Source organism: Hyphomicrobium sp. LHD-15 (assembly GCF_031157355.1).
Lineage (GTDB): Bacteria > Pseudomonadota > Alphaproteobacteria > Rhizobiales > Hyphomicrobiaceae > Hyphomicrobium_C.
Window position 1 is genome coordinate 419,463 of record NZ_JAVIFT010000002.1, and the last position, 17,349, is coordinate 436,811.

Consider the following 17,349-nt stretch of genomic DNA (forward strand, 5'->3'; position numbering starts at 1 on the left):
ACGATACTTGTGCCGCCTGCGCTCCGGGCTGGAGCGTGAGATAGGATTTGAGAGTATGGGCTGGGACGTCAAGGCTACGGCGGACGGAGTCGTTCAGTCACTTCCGTCATTTCCCAATGTCGGTCAGGACCTCTCGCTGCCGCAGGCGGCGAACTGGATCATCATGGGGCTTCTGGTGCTGGCGGTCGCAAGCGCGCTGGTGCGGTTGCTTCCGAAGCTCTGGACGGCCATCGAACAGACGCTGTTCACCAACTGGCGGCTCGCTCTCATCGGCGGCTCGGCGCTGTTGCTCTCGCTCGCTGGCGGCTGGACGACGTGGGACGGCATGCGGAACTTCACCGGGGAATCGGTGCTCTCCGCAATGTTCACGTTCGGCATTCACGGCGTGATGCTGATCGTCGCGTGGCTGATCGGCGAGAGCTTCGCGACCGGAATGAACCAGGTGCGCGGCAAGTCAGGCCGGAGCGTGAGCCCGCCGCTGGTGGCGCTTTCGGTTCTGGGCGGCGGGTTTGTGCTTGCGGCCATCACAATCGCGATCGTCCATGCCGGGGTTTCGAGCGATCAGCTGCTTTATGGATTTGCTGCTGCTGGTGCGGTGCTGCTCGCCGTTTCGGCGGTGATGATGTTCTCGACGAGCGATGTCGTGCAACCTTACGCGCAGGGCATCCGCATCGTCGCCAAGAACGCGATGCTGTGGGTGATGTTCATCGCCTGCATGGCGACGAGCGTGTTCTTCTCGTTCGACAGCCGCTTCAACGTCATCTTCCCGAAGGACCAGCGCGAGCGCGCGGCCGAGATCCGCACCAAGAACCAGGTGGCGGGCGTGGTCGCCGATATCGGCGAGACTATTTCCAGCCGCCGGATGACGGAAGCCGAGCACCTGTTCCAGAGCGAAGGCTGGAACGCCTATGAAACGCAGCTCGCAAATCTCTCGAAGGCCTCGGAAGGGGCCGAGTCGGAGATCGAGACGCATTTCACGAAGCAGATGGAGGCGCATCGCTCGTCTATTGCCGTGCAGCAGGAGCGGATCGCGACCGCGACCAGCGGACAGGCCGGGCTTGCAAACAAGAAGAACGTGCTCACGGATGAGCTGTCGCGGCTCAAGGCCGACCGGCCCGGGCTTGCGGCTGATCTTTCGGGCAAGAAGTCCGAGCTCGACACGCGCGCCAAGGAGGTCGATGCGAAGCGCGTCGAAGCCATGGCCGAAGACAAGGGCGTCGAAGGCACGCTCAAGGAAGGCAAGGGTCCAATCTATCGCCAGCGCGTGGCGGAGATGGGCAAACTCAAAGAGTACTACAAGATCGGCGAGGAGCGCGTGCGCGATGCGCAGAAGCGGCTAGATGCCGTCGATACGCGCGTGGCGCAGATCGAGCGCGAGCTTGCCGGCGTGGACGGCGAACTTGCCAAGCTCAAGGGCGAGGCAGTGACGGCCGAACAGCGTATTCAGGCGGCGGAATCTTCGCAGCTTGGCCAGGAAGGCCAGAAGGTGGATCCGGCGCGCGTGCGCGCGGCGTTCGAGCGGGCCCGCGCAGATTTCCGGCAGCAGCCCAATGCGGAGCAGCTGGCTTCGCTGCATCAACATTGCACGCAGCTCTATGATGCGATGATCAGCACGGCGGCGACCAAGGATCGCGTGCGCAACATCGATTGCGATCCCAAGCAGGCGGTGGAAGCGGCAGCGACGATTTTCGCGCTCAACGCCGGTCTCAAGGCATACGAGACGAACTGCGCGGGCGGCGACAAGGTGCCGACAACGGGCGGTGTCGATCCGCTGCTGCAGTTCGGGCGCAAGTGCCTGCAGGATTCCGGTTTGCCGAGCGGCGATTCCTCGGTAATGGGCGCCAAACTCTCGGCAATCGACCTCAATCGCGACGACAAGGCCCACAACTTCGTGGTGTCGCTCAACGCGTTCCAGGACGGCAACAGGCTTGCCTATCTCGCGCTCGCCATCGCAATCGGCATCGACAGCCTGATCTTCATGACGGGCCTGTTCGGCGCCAACGCCGTGCGCTCGCCGCTGTCGGACGTGCCGAGCATGAAGGCGCGCAACTCTCAGGAGCTAAACGCGATGATCGAGACGGCGCTGCTGCCGGACATGTTCCGCAAGGCGCGGCTCGTGTCGCAGTCGATGCATCCGATCGAGAACGTGGAAGGCTTCTCCAACGAGGTGCGGCTCGACGAACTCGATCCGGAAACCGCCGTGCAGGTGCGCGAAGTGCTGAACGCGGGCGCGATCATCGGTGCGGTGCGGCGCGGCGAGCGGCCGAGCCATTATCTCGTGCGTTCTGAGCTTTTGGAATTCCTGAATACCGTCATCAAGCGCGAACTCGAGACCAACCGCGAGAAGGCCGAGCGCGGTTTGACGCTCGATCAGCTCGAAGATCAGGTGGTCGTCGCGCTCTTGCCGGAGGTGGCGGCCAATTGCGAGGCCGTGCTTGCCGAACTGGTGCCCATCGACGATCCGAAGCAGACCGGCTTTACCTCGGTCGTTGCCCTCGACGAGGTGATGGACGAAGCCCGCGCACCTATTCTCAACGTGTTGAACACCGGTGCGACGTTCTCGGTCGTGCAGCGCGAGAAGGGCACGGACAGCTACTTCGTGCACAAGGATCTCTACAAGACGCTGGCGCGTATCCGGGCCCGCGAAGTGGCGCGGGGCGGCTATCGGCTCGAAGGCCCGGCTGCGGGGCGGCGGCGCATTGCAGCTTCGGCTGCCGGGAAAGCCGGCTATGGCGGTTCGCTCACGCCGGCAAACCCGGCGCTGACCGATCAGACCCGCAAGGACAAGCCGGCGCCCGCGCTTTCGGCCGAGCCGACGGCGGGATATCTCGAGCCGCTGCTCGGGGCGCTCGGCGTTCAGCCCGACGACTTCATGACGCTCGAAGGCATTGCGTTCGAAGCCGCGTTGCAGGCGGCGGAAACGCTTTCGAACCTGCGCCACAACAACCGGCTTCTGAATCAGTCCCTCTCGGATCGCGACGAGGAGGAGCATGCGCGCGTCACGCGGGCGTTCGAAGCGCTCGACAAGATGCTGGCTCCGGAAGACGATCTGAGGCGCCAGCATCTGGTTGCCGCCTCGGAGGAGATCTCGCAGAACTGGCAGCTGATCATGCTGTTGCCGAAAGGGCCGTACGAGCGCGAGCTTGGCGAGCTGGTCGAAGATCTCGAACCGCAGAACGGATCGGGCTCGCTCCGGAACGAGGAGCAGGCGCTGATGATCGTGGCGCGGCGGGTTTTGGGTGATCTTGCAGCCAATCCGCGCCGGACTGACAAGGACTGGATGCATCTCGATTCGAAGTTCCAGCAGCTGCTGCTCGGTTCTCAGCAGCAGGCGGCCGTTCGCGACGCCAAGCGCGCCTTGAACTAGCTACCTACCTTTCCTGAGATACGAGGCCCGTGCCGGTTCAGCCGCACGGGCCTTTTCTTTTTTTTGACACTGCTCCTGCGCCGTTCCGTCACCAGTTTCGCGTTATTCCGCCCGCGGGCGATTTTATTCTGCGTGCTCATTTTGATGAGGAGAATTTCATGTCGCCTGTGCGCACGCTTTCTTCCTTGTTTGGTTCGGCTTCCCTTTTCAGTCTGGCCGCGTTGTGCGGCGCTTTCCTTTCCCCTGGCTCCGAAGCCCGCGCCGCCGACGTTCAGATCGGCGCCGAGCTTGGCCATTCCGTGATCGATACGAAGAGCTCCGATCGCGTTTACCTGCGGCTTTCGCTCAAGACGCTCGCGGCCAAGGCGCGGAAGGATCGCGCGCCGATCAACGTTGCGATCGTCGTCGATCGCTCAGGTTCCATGAGCGGAGATCGGCTTGCGGCGGCGAAGAAGGGCGCGCAGGTGGCGCTCGACCGGCTCGGGTCCGACGATGTCGTTTCACTGGTGTCCTACAATCATGAGGTGGAGGTGCTGCGCGAAGCGGGCAAGGTCGGAAGCGATCGCAGCAAGCTTGAGCGCGCGATCGAATCCCTCAGTGCGAGCGGGACGACGGCGCTCTATGCAGGCGTCAAGGAAGGCGGCGAGCAGGTCAAGACGTTCCGCTCCGATCTTCAGGTCAATCGCGTCGTGCTGCTGTCGGATGGGCTTGCGAACGTCGGGCCGAGCACGCCGGGCGAGCTGGCGAACCTCGGCCGGGAGCTTGCGGCAAAGGGCATTACGGTTTCAACCATCGGCCTCGGGCTCGAATACAACGAGGACCTAATGCAGCGCCTGGCGGCGGCCAGCGACGGCAACCACGTGTTCGTCGAGCGGCCGAGCGATCTTGCAGAGATCTTCGATCGCGAGTTCGGAGATGCGCTTTCGATCGCGGCGCGCGACATCATCATCAACATCGAGTGCAAGGACGGCTTCAAGCCGAAGCGCGTGCTCGGACGCGAAGGGGACATTTCCGGAAGCCGCATCACGCTGAAGCTCAACCAGCTTCAGGTCGAGAACGAGCGTTATGTCGTGGTGGAGCTGGAGGCGCCGACCGGCCGTTCCACCAGCGCGAGCGACGGGGACGTCGCGAACGTCGAGGTCGACTATCTCAATCTCGAAAGCGGGACGCGTGCGTCTGCCAAGACCAACGTCCGCGCGCGGTTCTCGGATGATGCCAAGGAGGCCGAGGCGAGCGTCAACAAGGGCGTCATGAGCCAGGTTACGGAGCAGGTCGCGACCGAGAACAGCGAACGGGCGGTGGAGTTGCGCGACAAGGGTGACGTGGCGGCGGCCAAGAAGGCGCTCGAAGAGAATGCCTCCTATCTCAACCGGCAGAAGGATGTGCTGGGCTCGGGCGCGGCGGCGGCTCCCAAGGCTTCGATCTCGACGCTCGACAAGCTCGAGGAAAAGAGCCGGGAGGCGGCCGCGAGCCTCGAAGGCGAGAACTGGGAGAAGACGCGCAAGGTCATGCGCCAGGACCAGCACAAGTCGAAGGTCCAGCAGGCCTATTGATCCCGTTGGGTATTGTTCGGCGAAACCTGTCTGAACGACGGCGGAGCGGCAATGCCGCTCCGTTTTTTCAATTGGGATGTCGGATATGGGCCAAGAGCGGACGTCGACCGTGGAGCTCGCCCCCAGGGACGAGCAAAGTGTCCAAAAGAGCACACCGAGAGCGGAGCTCCCTAAGGCAACCTTAAGATTGCGTGTTCAAACTTGATCAACGCTAACCAGGACTGGCATCAAACGGGGATCACTCTTGTCAGATAGATCGACAATGCCGCTATCAACTGTACTGCGTGTGAGGCTTCCCGGGACTATAGCGATAGCGGCTGTATGCGCGCTGATGGCGCTGAGTGTCGACGCCAGCGCAAAGGCCGCACGCCCCGTCGAGGAGACGGCGCCACGCGATGCCGGCGAACCGATCATGGCGATCGTGTCGATCAAGTCGCAACAAGTCACGTTCTATGATGCCGACGGCTGGATCGTAAAAGCACCGGTTTCGACCGGCACCAAGGGACGCGAAACGCCGGCCGGCGTCTTCGCTATTCTCCAGAAGAATGCCGACCATCGCTCGAACCTCTACGACGATGCGCACATGCCGCACATGCAGCGTCTCACCTGGAACGGTATCGCGCTCCATGGCGGCCCACTGCCTGGGTATGCCGCCTCCCATGGCTGCGTGCGGATGCCGTACGGCTTCGCGGAGAAGCTGTTCGATATGACGCGTATCGGGATGCGCGTGATTGTTTCCCCCTACGACGCGACGCCGGAAGCGTTCTCTCACCCGGCGCTGCCGGTGCCGAACGCGGAGGCTGTCTCTGCCGCTCCGGAGCGTGCTGACCAGCTTGCACTCGAAGCTGCCGAGGCCGCCAAAGCCGCTGATGTTTCAAAGAAGGCGGCTGCCAAAGCTGCGCGCGAGGCGTCATCGTCCAAGGCGGCGCTGCGCAAGTCGGAAGGCGTCAAGTCTGCGGCCGACGGCGCGCTTGCCCGCGCCGAAAAGACGCTCGCTGCCGCGAAGACCGACCAGGCCAAGGCAAGTGCCGAGGAGCAGAAGCTCAAAGCCGCGACCAAGGCCGCCGAAGCGGCAGCGAAACTCGAAGCCGCTCAAGCCGATGCGACGGCAAAGATCGACGCGGCAGCCAGCGCGCAGGAGGCTGCCAAGGACGCGGCCACTCGGAAGCCCGAGACTGCCAAAGCTGCGACAGAAGCGAAGCTCGCGCTCGAGCCGGTCTCGATCTACATCAGCCGCGCTACGCAAAAGCTCTACGTGCGGCGGAACACGCGCAAGCCGTGGCCGGATGGGGGCGAGGTTTTCGATGCGACCATCGAGGCTCCGGTCACGATCCGCGATCCTGACCTGCCCATCGGTACGCATGTGTTCACTGCGATGGCGTCCGACGGCGCCGGTCTTCGTTGGAGCGCGGTCTCGATCGACGCTGGTGACGATGCTAAAAATGCCCTCGATCGCATCAGCATTCCGAGCGAAGTGCTGGATCGCATCGCCCCGACGGCGCTGCCGCGATCCTCGATCATCGTCTCCGACGAGCCTTTGAGTAAAGAAACCAACTATCGGACCGAGTTCGTTGCGGTGTTGAGCAACCAGCCTCAGGGCGGCTTCAAAACGCGCAAGCCGACACCCCCTCCCGTCGTCAAGCCCTGGGAAGGCGGCGGCTTCTTCAGCTTCTTTGGTCCGCCGCCTCCGCCACCGGACGCCAAACGCGGGCGCACAAGACAGGTGCAATCAAAGTGGGCTTGGTAGCCCGGCCCACGCCGACGATCGGCTACCTTGTCGCCGCGTCGAGGGGGAATGGGCGGCTTGCCGGAAATTCCGTACGGTTTTGATGTTCCGTCTTTGGCATGTCCGCTAAGGGTCAGAAATAGACATCGGTCTTGGGGCTTGATTGACCCACAAAATGAAAACGGCAGCGCTTGGCGCTGCCGTTTAATCGGTATCAGGACTGGTGCGCGGCCTTACTTCGGTGCGAGCACCATCACCATCTGACGGCCTTCGAAGCGCGGCTCGGATTCCACCTTCGCGATCGGCTCGACGTCGGTCTTGACGCGAACCAGCACGGCCATGCCGAGCTGCTGATGCGCCATTTCACGGCCGCGGAAGCGCAGCGTGACCTTGACCTTGTCGCCTTCCTCGAAGAAGCGCTTGATGGCGCGCATTTTCACGTCGTAGTCGTGATCATCGATGCCGGGTCGCATCTTGATCTCTTTGATCTCGACGATTTTCTGATGTTTGCGGGCTTCGGCAGCTTTTTTCTGTTCTTGGTATTTGTACTTACCGAAGTCGAGAATCTTGCAGACCGGCGGCTCGGCGTCAGGGGAAACCTCGACCAGATCCAGTCCGGCCGCTTCAGCCCGCGCAAGCGCATCTACTTTCGATACAACACCGACATTCTGTCCGGTTTCATCAATGAGCCGCACATCGCGGGACCGGATCGCATCGTTGATCTTCGGGCCGGTGGGCTCGCGCTCGGCGGCGCCTCGCATAGGTTTGCGGATGTTCAATCTCCATCAATTGTTTCGGTCGGTCCGGCAATAGCTACGGCAGCTTCCCTCAGAAAACAACGGCCTCGCCCCAAAAAGGGCGTGCCGTTCCGTGGACTGCCGGACCATTTGGCCGGAGAATTGAGAAGAACGGGCCCCAAGTCAAGTCGCGTTGGGTTGATGCAACGCAGAGCCATGGGGATGAGTTAAGAAATTCTGGGGTAGGACGCCTGCAGGCGCGTGCCCAGTAACTTGTCGTAAACGCCGAGTGTTTCAAGGCGCATGGTGTCGAGGCTGTAGTTGCCGAGCACCCGGGCCCGTGCGCGGGTCCCGAGCGCCTTTCGGGCCTCCGGGACGAGGTTCAGGGCTTCCGCCATGGCTTCAGCCAGTTTTACGGCGTTGCCCGGGGGAACTAGCCAGCCGGTGGCGTCCTGTGGCGCGGCGTACGGCGGGGCGGCAATCGTTTCGGGCGGAGCGCCGAGGTCGGTCGCGATGACGGGGCAGCCCATGACCTGGGCTTCGGTCGCCACCCGGCCGAAGGCTTCGGGCTCGGTCGAGGCGACGACGGCGAGATGAGCGATGGCGAGGGCGGCCGGGACGTCCTCGACGTGACCGGGCAGGATCACCTTGCCGGTGAGGCCTGCGTCACGGATCTCGGTTTCGAGCTTTTCCCGGTACGCGTCGCGGCCCTGGGCGTCGCCTGCTAGCACGATCAGCGTCGGGCCGAGGCGGCCTTCGGTTTCGAGGAGCCGGGCAGCCTCGATCACCGTGCTTTGGCCCTTCCAGGCGGTGAGGCGGGCGAGCTGGAGAACGATGCGCGTATCGGGGGCGGCTTTCCACTGCGCTCTCAGCGCCGCCTTGCGTTCCGCCGATATGGCCGCCGGATCGAACTTGGTGCCGTCGACGCCGCGATAGATGACGCGAATTTTGCCTGGCTCGGTTCCGTAGCGCTGCTCGATGAGCTGTTTCGTGTAGCGGGAGTTGGCGATAACGACATCGCCCTTGGCCATGACGGCATTATAGGCGCGCTTGAGGCTCGTTTTTTCATTGTAGGCGCCGTGGTAGGTCGTGACGAAGGGCTTGCCGGCTCTGCGGGCCGCAATCATGGCGCTCCAGGCCGGGGCGCGGCTGCGGGCATGGACGAGATCGACGCCCTCACGCTCGATCATGCGGCGAATGACGCGCGCGTTCCAAAGCAGGCGAATGGGGTTCTTGGTGGCGGCCGGAAAGGGGACGAACTCTCCGCCGGCAGCGGCGATGCGTGGCGCCAATCGTCCGCCCTCGGATAAAACCAGGGCGCGCCCTCCCGCACGGACGATGGCATCCGCGATCTCGACCGCTGAAAGCTCGGCCCCGCCGGTGTCGAGCTCCGGGATGATCTGAAGTATGGTGGGGCGCTTTTGGGCCAAGCCGGCCTCCGATCCATTGGCGCACTGGAGCGTGATTGCTCGATTAGTATCAATCACGCTCCGGCTTTTTGATGAGACCGATGATTCACGCTTCAGACTGATAGGGTCTGAAGCGATCATGGCGATCTTTAGTGAGACCGATGATTCACGCTTCAGGCTGATAAGGCCTGAAGCGATCATGGTCTAGAGAGCAGGATAGGTTTCATAGGATGGGCGAGAGCGATCCGCAATTCATCACGGTGGGCAGCGGCGCGAAGGCCCGCAGAATTGCCTCTCTCGCGCGGGCTCCCGACGCCGAGGGCAAGCCGGGGCTGCTGTGGCTGATCGGTCTCAAGTCCGATATGGGCTCGACCAAGGCGGAGGCGCTCGCGGCCTGGACGGCGGAGCGCGGCCTCGGTTTTACGCGGTTCGACTATTCGGGGCATGGGCGTTCTGAGGGGCGCTTCGAAGATACGACGATCAGCGATTGGCTGGAAGAAAGCGCGGCAGTGTTCCGGACGTCGACGCGCGGGCCACAGATCCTGGTCGGATCGAGCACGGGGGCGCACCTCGCCCTCATTCTGCTACGCCACCTGATGGAGACCGCACCGGAGGAAGCAAAGCGTGTGCTCGGTCTCGTGCTGATCGCGCCGGCCTGGGACCTCACCGAAGAGCTTATGTGGAACCAGTTCTCCGACGAGATCAAACGCGAGATTGCCGAAACCGGGCGCTGGGTGCGGCCTTCGGACTACGATCCCGCAGGATACGTCATCACGAAAAACTTCATCGAGGATGGGCAGCGGCACCTTCTCAAGGGCGCGGGGTTCGATCCGAAGCGACCCGTGCTGGTGCTGCAGGGGGCCGAGGACCGCGACGTTCCGATCAGCCATGCGCGGGCGCTGCAAACGGTGCTGGCGGGCGACTGGGTGAGGATCACCGAAGTGCCGGACGGCGAGCATCGGCTGTCGCGGCCGCAGGATCTTGCGAAGCTGTACGCGCTTATCGAAGAACTGCTCTAGGCTGTGAACTCACTATGGCTGGTGCATTCTCGTCATCCCGGCCAAGCGATGGTCTCCTCTAGGAGGCCGAGCGCCGAGCCGGGATCCAGCGAAAGGCTCCTATCGCTTTGGGTCTTTTGTGTCTTCGACGACTTTTGTGCTGGGTTCCGGTTCTCGTGCGCTGCGCTTACTTCGCCCGGAATGACAAAGAGGGGGGATCGCTCTCAGATCTGTGGCGTGGCGGGTGAAGGCGATGCCTCAAGCCATAGGGCGCTTGATGTTGGCCAGGATGAAGAGGTTCAGGCCTTCGAGGCGGCGGGCGGCGTACCAGTTGAAGGCCGAGGCCGCGGTAACGGCGCTTGCGGTCGCGATCGCGGCGCCGGCAACGCTCCAGAGCGGAATCAGGATCAGGTTCAGCGTGACACACAGCGTGGCCGCCAGCGCGATCGAAAGGGCGCTCGCGCGCTGGTGGCCGAGCATGTTGAGGATCGTGTCGGCCGGTCCGGTGGCGGATTTGGCGAGAATGCCGATCGACAGGATGAACATCAGCGGATAGGCGTCGGTGAAGCCCGCGCCGAAGCTCGCGAGAACCGGATATCCGACCAGTAGAATGCCGACCGTGACCGCGGCCGAGGGAATGAAGGTCCAGCGCACGGCGTTGCCGACGAGGTGCCTGACGGCAGCGTCATCTCCGAGCGCGCGCGCGGCGGCAATGCGACCCGCGTAAGCGGACCCCACGGCATAGTGCACGAACAGCGCGAGGCCGGCCGTTTTGGCGGCGGCGTAATAGATGCCAATCTCGCTCGAAGGGCGGAAGAGGTTCAGCATCAGGACGTCAGCGTTCTGGATGACGAGATCGCAGATGCCCCCGGCCAGCAGCGGCAGCGAGATCTTGAGCCACTTCGAGAAATCGTAGGTCGGCGCGATCGCGGGGACCGACTTTTCGACGCGCCGTTCGATCAGGACGGTTTGCACCACAGCGGCGGTCAGGGTCGCCGTGAGTGCGATGGTCATGCCGGTGACGGCGTTGGCCGCGTAGCCCGCCATCGAGACGAGGCCGACGAGGAGCAGCAACACGAGTGGCCGCGCAATGTACGGCGGTCCGATGGCTTCCACGGTCCAGCCCTGGCCGCGGCCGAGGCCATCCTGCACGTCGGTCAAGGCGTAGAGCGGTAGGCACAGAAGCGCCAAAGCCATCGGGACGGCGAGGGCGGAGCCGCTTTGGCTGCTCGCGATCCAGAGGCCGGCGAGGCCGATCCCGGCGATGGTCGCCGCCGAGGCGATGGCGATAAGGCGTCCGCCGTTGAGCAGGCCGCGGAAGGCCGCATAGTCTGCGTTGGCGTGGTATTGCGGCGCGAGGCGCATCATGGCGACGTTGAAGCCCAGATGCGAGATGCCACCGACGACAAGCACACAGGTCCAGGCCGAAACGTAGAGGCCGAATTCGGACGCGCCCATCCAGCGGGCCAGCACAATCTGCGTCAGGAACAAGAGGCCGGCGCTCGCCGCGCGAATGGCGAACACGCCGATGGCGCTCCAGCTCTCGGAATGGCTCGTGCGGCTGTTCCACAAGGTATCGAGCGCGTTCTTGATGACGCGTGTGAGGTCGCTTTGGGGCGCGCTCCTGGCTTCAATCATTGCGGCGCCTTTCTGTATTCGGTTTAGGCGTTTCCGCGTCGACGAGGCCCCAGATCAAGGCCATCAGAATGAAGAAGTGGCGCCAGTGGTCGGTGTCGATGACGAAGCCTTCGAAGGCGAGGCCCGCGAACGAAGCTGTGGCGATAATGATCGGTCCCTGCAGTGCGCTTCGTCTGCGGATGGCGTAGAAGCCCGCAGCGAGCGTAAGGGCGACCGAGAGCGCATAGAGCGTTCCGCCGATCCAGCCCGCGTTCATGAACTGGCTCAGGTAGACGTTGTGGGCTTCCTCGTGATGGTAGGTGTCGCGGAAGCTGTGGGTGCCGATACCGAACGGGTTTTCGAGAATGAGCGCGACGGCCTTGGCCTGGCCGCCGAAGCGGCCTTCGGGGCCTTCGTCGTAGGATTGGTCGAGGTTGGCGCGCTCCTTGAACAGATCCTGGACGGCTTCGAGTTGGATCGCGGTGCCGAGAGTGGCGACGAGCGCGAACGTGCCCAGTGCCGCGACCGCGATGAAGCGGCGATAGTCTGTTGCGCGGCGCGTCGTGACGAGGGCGAGCCAGACGGTGATGAGCAACGAAAGGGCGGTCGAGATCCAGGCGCCGCGCGAGAACGTGAGCAATAGCGCCATGAACAGGGGCAAAGCCACGGCGGCGGCGATGGCGGCTTGCTTGAGCGGCGCGCGCAGCGTCACCCAAACCGTGGCGACGATCGCAGGGGCAAGCGCTGCGCCAAGAACGTTCGGATCCTTGAAGGTGCCGCGTGCGCGGCCGTAGTTGGTGAAGAGATCATAGGCTTGCGGGATGATGCGGAAGTAGCCGGCGAAGGCTGCCGCCGCCGCGATCAGGCAGCCCACCACATAGAAGATCATGACGAGCTTGAAGCGCGGCTCCGGATCGGCCGAGATGTATCCGGCCAGGATGAAGGCGCCGAGTGCCAGGAACAGCGTCACGAATTGATGGGTGAGGGCGGTGTCCATCGTCGTCGCCATTGCGCAGCCGGCGAGGGCGAGGGCGACGTAGACGAGCCACATCGAGAAATTGAGAAGCGCGGCGTTGCCGAAGCGGGTGACGCCGAGCAGCGGCAGCCCGACGATGACGGCACCCATCAGAACGTCGGCGATGGCGGGCTCGGAGAAGACGATCGAGCTTGTTCCCATCGCGCCTGCGACGGCGATGGCGGCGAGGAGTGCGACCGAGACCTTCCAGCCGGACGCGGACGTTCCGGCGGCATCCAGGGTGGGCGCACGCAAAGGAAGAGCCGGCCGGCGATTGCCGATCGACCCTCCTTTCGCAGGCCACGATGAAAGCGAAACGCTCGACACGGTTTCGTGCTCCGCTAGTACGCGTTCTTGCCGGAAAGCAGAGCGAATGGGGTCGCGGCGATGATGTAGAGATCGAGCAGCAGCGACCAGTTGTCGATGTAGTGAAGATCGGCATCGACGCGGCGCTGGATCTTTTCGTGTGTGTCGGTCTCGCCGCGCCAGCCGTTGATCTGAGCCCAGCCGGTAACGCCGGGCTTGACGCGATGGCGCGCGAAATATTCCGCAACGACCGTCTGGTAGAGATCCGAGCTGGCCTTGGCTTCGGTCGCGTGCGGACGTGGGCCCACGAGCGACATCTCGCCCTTGATGACGTTGATGAGCTGGGGCAACTCGTCGAGGCTCGTGCGGCGGATGAAGCGCCCGACCGGGGTGACGCGCGGATCGTCCTTGGTGACGAGCTTGCTCGCGGTGGCGTCGCTCTTGTCGGTGTACATCGAGCGGAACTTGTAGACTTCGATCAGCTCGTTGTTGAAGCCGAAGCGGCGCTGCTTGAACAGGATCGGCCCCTTGCTATCGAGCCGGATGGCGATGGCCGTCGCCGCCATGATCGGGGCGGCGAGAAGAAACAGAAGCAGGCCGATGACGCGGTCTTCCAGGTTCTTGATGACGCGATCCCAATCGGTTAGCGGGCGATCCATCAGCGCGAGCATCGGCACGCGGCCGATGAAGGAATAGGATTTCGTGCTCAGGCGCAGCTTGGAGCTCAATGCCGAGATCTTGATGTCGACGGGCAGCGCGAACAGAAGCTGCAGGATCTGAAGCAGGCGCTTTTCGGCCGTGATCGGCACGGTGACGATCATCAGATCGACGGCCTCCCTGCGGCAGTAGTCCGGAAGCTGGTCGAAGGTGCCGAGCTTCGGGAAGCCCGCGATGCTCGCGGCCGAACGCTCGTCGTAGCGATCGTCGAACACGCCGAGGATCGCCACTTCCTTTCGGCCGTCTTCCATCAGCGCCGAGATCAGCGCTTCGGCATCCGGCCCGCCGCCGACGATGATGGTGCGGCGCACGAGACGTCCGGTATCGGTCAGTTCTTCGAGCAGATGCGCGAGCGGAAACCGCACCGCGGATATCAGCGCGATGGAAGCTGCGAGCCAGACCAGGCCGGTCGTGGAGGTGAAAGGCGGCACGCCGAGGAGATAGCCAGCGCCGGTAGCCGCGCAAAACACGATGAGCACGCTTTTTGCGATCTTGCCGATCTGCTCGACGGGCTGGCGCAAGGCCTGGATCGAGTATGACCAGTTGCGCCGCAGTTCGAGCGTGGTTGCGAGCGCGATGAGGATGCTCCAGACGGCAATCGCGAAGCCGCTCTTCGGCTCTGCGCCGAGCGTCGCGAAGGTCAGAACGCCAGTCGCGATAATGATTGTCGCGTCGAAGAAGCTGGTCGCGAACAGGAGTTTCGGACGCGATACGTTGCGGCGCTTGTCGCTGAACGCGCCGTCGATCACGCGCGAGATGGATGCAAGCCCGCGCGAAAGGGGCGCGCGCGATCGGAAGGAGCCGTATGCACCGGCGTCGCCAGTCAGATCGTCGGGATGCTCGTGAGAGAGGATAGCCATGGCCGTGCTTTCGCCTGCGCAAAATTCCGGCCTCAACCATGAGGAAGCTTTGTCTCAAACCCGTAAAATTCTGCGCGTTCAGGGTGCGCTATCCGCTAAAGGCGCCTTAACTCGGAAGTGATGGTAAAGAAAAGTTTCCGCTGTGTGCCGGGATGAACGGCCAGAATTTGCGGTGGCCATCAGCCAGCGTTCCGCTTTTTCGTTCACTGTTCGCGGGGGCGTTTTCGGCACATGGAAATGCTGCGGATGTCGAACCAAACTTTAAGGGGTTCCGCCGATATTCGTCTTCTTTCTGGCCGCCCTATCGGCAGAAACCTCACGGGAGAGCAGCAAGGTGCTCCATCGCAATAATTTTCTGGTTGGACACGGGCCCGCTCGCGAGCAGGAGCGCGTTGCAGCTCTTGCCGATCTCCAGGTGGTGGACGGCGGTCCCGAAGAAACCTTCGACCGCATCGCGCGGCTTGCGAAGGCGAGCCTCGGATTTCCGCTTGCCTACGTCTCGTTGATCGATCTCGATCGGCAGATCTTGAAAACACACATGGCTGAGCCGGTTTGCGATGGAAGCCGCAACACTGCATTTTGCTCCGTCACCATCGAGACGCAGGACGTTCTCGTCATTCCCGATACGCTCGCGGATGACCGCTTCTCGGGCTTTCCGCAGGTTGTCGGCGAGCCCTACATCCGCTCCTATTGGGGCGTGCCTCTGACGACCCGAATGGGGTTTAATGTCGGAGCCCTTTGCGTGCTCGATCGCGTGCCGCGCGATCCGCGAGATGGAGACCTCTCACTCCTCAAGGAGCTGGGACGACTTACCGTCGAGTGCATGGAGTTGCGCGCTCAGGCGACGACGGACGTGCTGACGGGCGTCCAGTGCCGCCGCTCGTTCTTTGCCGAGGGAGAACGCCTGTTTGCAACCCGTCATCCCGAGCGTGAGCCGCTGAGCTGCGTCGTTCTCGATGTCGATCATTTCAAGCGCATCAATGACGAATTCGGCCATGCCGTAGGAGACGAGGTGCTGCGCACGCTCGGTGACCTGCTGCGCAACGAGCTTCGTCCCGATAGTGTCGCCGGCCGGATTGGTGGCGAGGAGTTCGCGATCCTGCTCCCCGGTGAAGGCATTCAGGCGGCTTTCGCCGTTGGGGAGCGTCTGAGAACCAAGTTTGCCGATCTCGGTGGTCACAGATTGCCGCCTGTTTCGGCGAGCTTCGGGTTGGCGGAGCGATCGGATTCGGATGTTGTGCTGGGCGACCTCGTCCGCCGTGCGGATCAGCAGACCTATTTGGCGAAACGGGCTGGCCGCAACTGCACGTACCCCAAATTGGTCTCGGCTGCCCCGGCGCAAACCGCTGCTCTCTGCCTGGAGATTTCAGAAGTCTCCGACGTGCGATGATCGGTTGCTAAAATCGCGGAGCGATCAGGGCTGCAGACGGGCGCTCGGAGAGGCGCTCGGCTAGGGCGGCCTCAAGGGCGGCGGCGCCCGCCTCCTTGGCCAAAGTTTCCGGCACCACCCAGGCGCGCCAGGAGCGGGCGGTGAATGTCCGCTCACATGTCAGCGCGCCGCTTGCCGACAGCCGGCAGGTGGGGTCGGCTTCGAGCGATAGAGGCTCGCGCCGGTCGTGGCGCATGATGCGCAGATCGATCGGCTGGATGTTGGCCGAGAGCGTTTTCAGATCCACATCACGGAATACGCAGGCGAGATGCTGGTTGCAGGCGGCGGCGCGGCGGCCGAGCGTGTTGCCGGGACCGAGGGCGGTTCCGCGGTTCATCGCGGTGGCGCTGCGCTCGTTGCCGGTGCTGATCCAGCAGGTGGGGCCGGAGCAGATTACCGGATCGGCTGTTTTCCTGCCGTAGCGGCGGATGCCGTTGGTGCCCGATTCCATGGCGAGCAAGATGGTTACGCGGGTTGTCGGCGTCGTGGCCTTGGCAGGAGCGGACGGGCTCGGTAGAGCTGCCGCGGGTTCAGGCGTGGTTAGCCGCTGATGGGTGGGGGCAGGTGCGCCCAGACCCATTGGTGCGTTTTCAGTCAGGCGCTTACGCTCGTTGCGCTGCTGCTCGAGCCTGAGTAAGCGCTCGGTGAGGCGCTGATGCTCGGCTTCCCGCGCGGCGGCGAGCGCTTTTTGCTGCTCGGCGGCAAGTTTTTCCGCGGCGACTATGCGTTGCTCGTCTTCTAGCTTGCGCTGTTCTTCATCGGCGCGCTTCTGCTCCGCCACGCGATTTTCTTCCGCGATGCGGTGTTCTTCGGCTTCCTTTTCGCGCTGCTCCGCAGCCTCCCTCTGGCGCTGCTCCGCGGCTTCCTTTTCGCGCTGCTCCGCAGCGACACGACGTTCTTCGTCGGCTCGCTTCTGTTCGGCGAGGCGATTTTCTTCCGCGATCCGGTGCTCTTCTTCCGCGCGCTTCTGTTCAGCTAAGCGCTTTTCCTCTGCAGGACGTGCCTCTTCAGCGACCCGACGCTCCTCATCCGCGCGCTTTTGCTCGGCAACGCGTTTTTCCGCGGCCTCTTTTTCGCGCTGTTCCTCGGCGACACGGCGTTCGTCGTCAGCGCGTTTCTGTTCAGCGAGGCGTTTCTCCTCAGCTTCCTTTTGGCGCTGCTCCGCAGCTTGTTCTTGGCGCTGCTTCGCAGCGACACGCCGTTCCTCGGCGATGCGACGCTCTTCTTCCTCTCGGCGGGCTTCGAGGGCTTCTTCCTCCGCGCGGGCCTTGTCGGCTGCGGCCTTGCGCTCGTCCGCTTCCGCTCGGGCGCGCGCCAGCATGTCGGTTTCTTCGGCCGCCCGGCGCTTTGCCTCTTCGGCTTTGCGCTGCGCCTGCTCCGCCTTTCGTTTGGCTTCGGCTGCTTTCTTTTTGGCCGCTTCCTGGTCGGCGCCGCCCGCGAACTTCTCGGCGAGCGCGTGTGCGGCCTGGTCGTTCGCGACCGCCATGCCGGCGGTGGTCAGGTAAACCCCCACCATCATCGCCAAAAGCGGGAGGGTTCCTCGGCCTGTCATGGGCGGACCTGCATGGGTGAAAGGGCGCAAACAGCAAACGGTTCAAGATGGGCGATAGATTGC

Annotated in this window: 11 protein-coding genes; 5 read left to right on the forward strand and 6 right to left on the reverse strand. The window is 63.5% G+C overall.

Going from position 1 to position 17,349, the window contains the following annotated elements; translation table 11 throughout:
- Positions 1-55: 55 nt before the first annotated feature.
- The 3 genes from RCO24_RS08675 (at position 56) to RCO24_RS08685 (ending at position 6,667) form a co-directional block, all read left to right on the forward strand.
- Positions 56-3,367: a hypothetical protein gene (locus RCO24_RS08675; protein ID WP_308961450.1), complete on the forward strand. Its 3,312-nt coding sequence runs from the start codon at positions 56-58 to the stop codon at positions 3,365-3,367.
- A gap of 158 nt (positions 3,368-3,525) precedes the next feature.
- Positions 3,526-4,920 (forward strand): VWA domain-containing protein, encoded by a 1,395-nt coding sequence (locus tag RCO24_RS08680; RefSeq protein WP_308961451.1) that lies wholly within the window; start codon positions 3,526-3,528, stop codon positions 4,918-4,920.
- A 262-nt stretch (positions 4,921-5,182) separates the two neighbouring features.
- On the forward strand, positions 5,183-6,667 hold the full coding sequence (locus RCO24_RS08685; RefSeq protein WP_308961453.1) for a L,D-transpeptidase: 1,485 nt from the start codon (positions 5,183-5,185) through the stop codon (positions 6,665-6,667).
- 212 nt (positions 6,668-6,879) lie between these two features.
- Here RCO24_RS08685 and infC read toward each other — a convergent pair whose 3' ends face one another.
- Positions 6,880-7,407, reverse strand: a complete 528-nt coding sequence (infC, locus tag RCO24_RS08690) for a translation initiation factor IF-3 (RefSeq protein ID WP_308962400.1) — start codon at positions 7,405-7,407, stop codon at positions 6,880-6,882.
- Positions 7,408-7,610: 203 nt separating this feature from the next.
- Positions 7,611-8,813 carry a glycosyltransferase family 4 protein gene (locus RCO24_RS08695; protein WP_308961454.1) on the reverse strand — a complete coding sequence of 401 codons (1,203 nt, stop codon included), beginning with the start codon at positions 8,811-8,813 and terminating at the stop codon, positions 7,611-7,613.
- 209 nt (positions 8,814-9,022) lie between these two features.
- Between RCO24_RS08695 and RCO24_RS08700 the strand changes: the two genes are divergently transcribed.
- The gene (locus tag RCO24_RS08700; RefSeq protein WP_308961455.1) at positions 9,023-9,811 is read left to right on the forward strand and encodes an alpha/beta fold hydrolase; all 789 of its coding nucleotides are present in this window, start codon (positions 9,023-9,025) and stop codon (positions 9,809-9,811) included.
- Between the two features lie 237 nt (positions 9,812-10,048).
- On the opposite strand, the gene RCO24_RS08705 is transcribed toward RCO24_RS08700, so the two are convergent.
- From RCO24_RS08705 to RCO24_RS08715, 3 genes are all read right to left on the reverse strand, one after another.
- A complete protein-coding gene (locus RCO24_RS08705; RefSeq protein WP_308961456.1) occupies positions 10,049-11,428 on the reverse strand; it encodes a lipopolysaccharide biosynthesis protein in 1,380 nt (459 codons plus the stop codon).
- Complete coding sequence (locus tag RCO24_RS08710) at positions 11,421-12,677, reverse strand: O-antigen ligase family protein (RefSeq protein ID WP_308961457.1); 1,257 nt, start codon at positions 12,675-12,677, stop codon at positions 11,421-11,423. Before RCO24_RS08710 ends, RCO24_RS08705 begins: the two co-directional genes overlap by 8 nt.
- A gap of 86 nt (positions 12,678-12,763) precedes the next feature.
- The gene (locus RCO24_RS08715; protein ID WP_308961458.1) at positions 12,764-14,305 is read right to left on the reverse strand and encodes an undecaprenyl-phosphate glucose phosphotransferase; all 1,542 of its coding nucleotides are present in this window, start codon (positions 14,303-14,305) and stop codon (positions 12,764-12,766) included.
- A gap of 334 nt (positions 14,306-14,639) precedes the next feature.
- On the opposite strand from RCO24_RS08715, the gene RCO24_RS08720 reads away from it, so the two are divergent.
- On the forward strand, positions 14,640-15,695 hold the full coding sequence (locus tag RCO24_RS08720) for a sensor domain-containing diguanylate cyclase (RefSeq protein WP_308961459.1): 1,056 nt from the start codon (positions 14,640-14,642) through the stop codon (positions 15,693-15,695).
- A gap of 7 nt (positions 15,696-15,702) precedes the next feature.
- On the opposite strand, the gene RCO24_RS08725 is transcribed toward RCO24_RS08720, so the two are convergent.
- On the reverse strand, positions 15,703-17,286 hold the full coding sequence (locus RCO24_RS08725) for a hypothetical protein (protein ID WP_308961460.1): 1,584 nt from the start codon (positions 17,284-17,286) through the stop codon (positions 15,703-15,705).
- Positions 17,287-17,349: the final 63 nt, after the last annotated feature.

Coding starts and splice junctions, on each gene's coding strand:
- RCO24_RS08675 (WP_308961450.1), top strand. CDS start 56: ATGGGCTGGGACGTCAAGGCTACGGCGGACGGAGTCGTTCAGTCACTT.
- RCO24_RS08680 (WP_308961451.1), top strand. CDS start 3,526: ATGTCGCCTGTGCGCACGCTTTCTTCCTTGTTTGGTTCGGCTTCCCTT.
- RCO24_RS08685 (WP_308961453.1), top strand. CDS start 5,183: ATGCCGCTATCAACTGTACTGCGTGTGAGGCTTCCCGGGACTATAGCG.
- infC (WP_308962400.1), bottom strand. CDS start 7,407: ATGCGAGGCGCCGCCGAGCGCGAGCCCACCGGCCCGAAGATCAACGAT.
- RCO24_RS08700 (WP_308961455.1), top strand. CDS start 9,023: ATGGGCGAGAGCGATCCGCAATTCATCACGGTGGGCAGCGGCGCGAAG.
- RCO24_RS08705 (WP_308961456.1), bottom strand. CDS start 11,428: ATGATTGAAGCCAGGAGCGCGCCCCAAAGCGACCTCACACGCGTCATC.
- RCO24_RS08715 (WP_308961458.1), bottom strand. CDS start 14,305: ATGGCTATCCTCTCTCACGAGCATCCCGACGATCTGACTGGCGACGCC.
- RCO24_RS08725 (WP_308961460.1), bottom strand. CDS start 17,286: ATGACAGGCCGAGGAACCCTCCCGCTTTTGGCGATGATGGTGGGGGTT.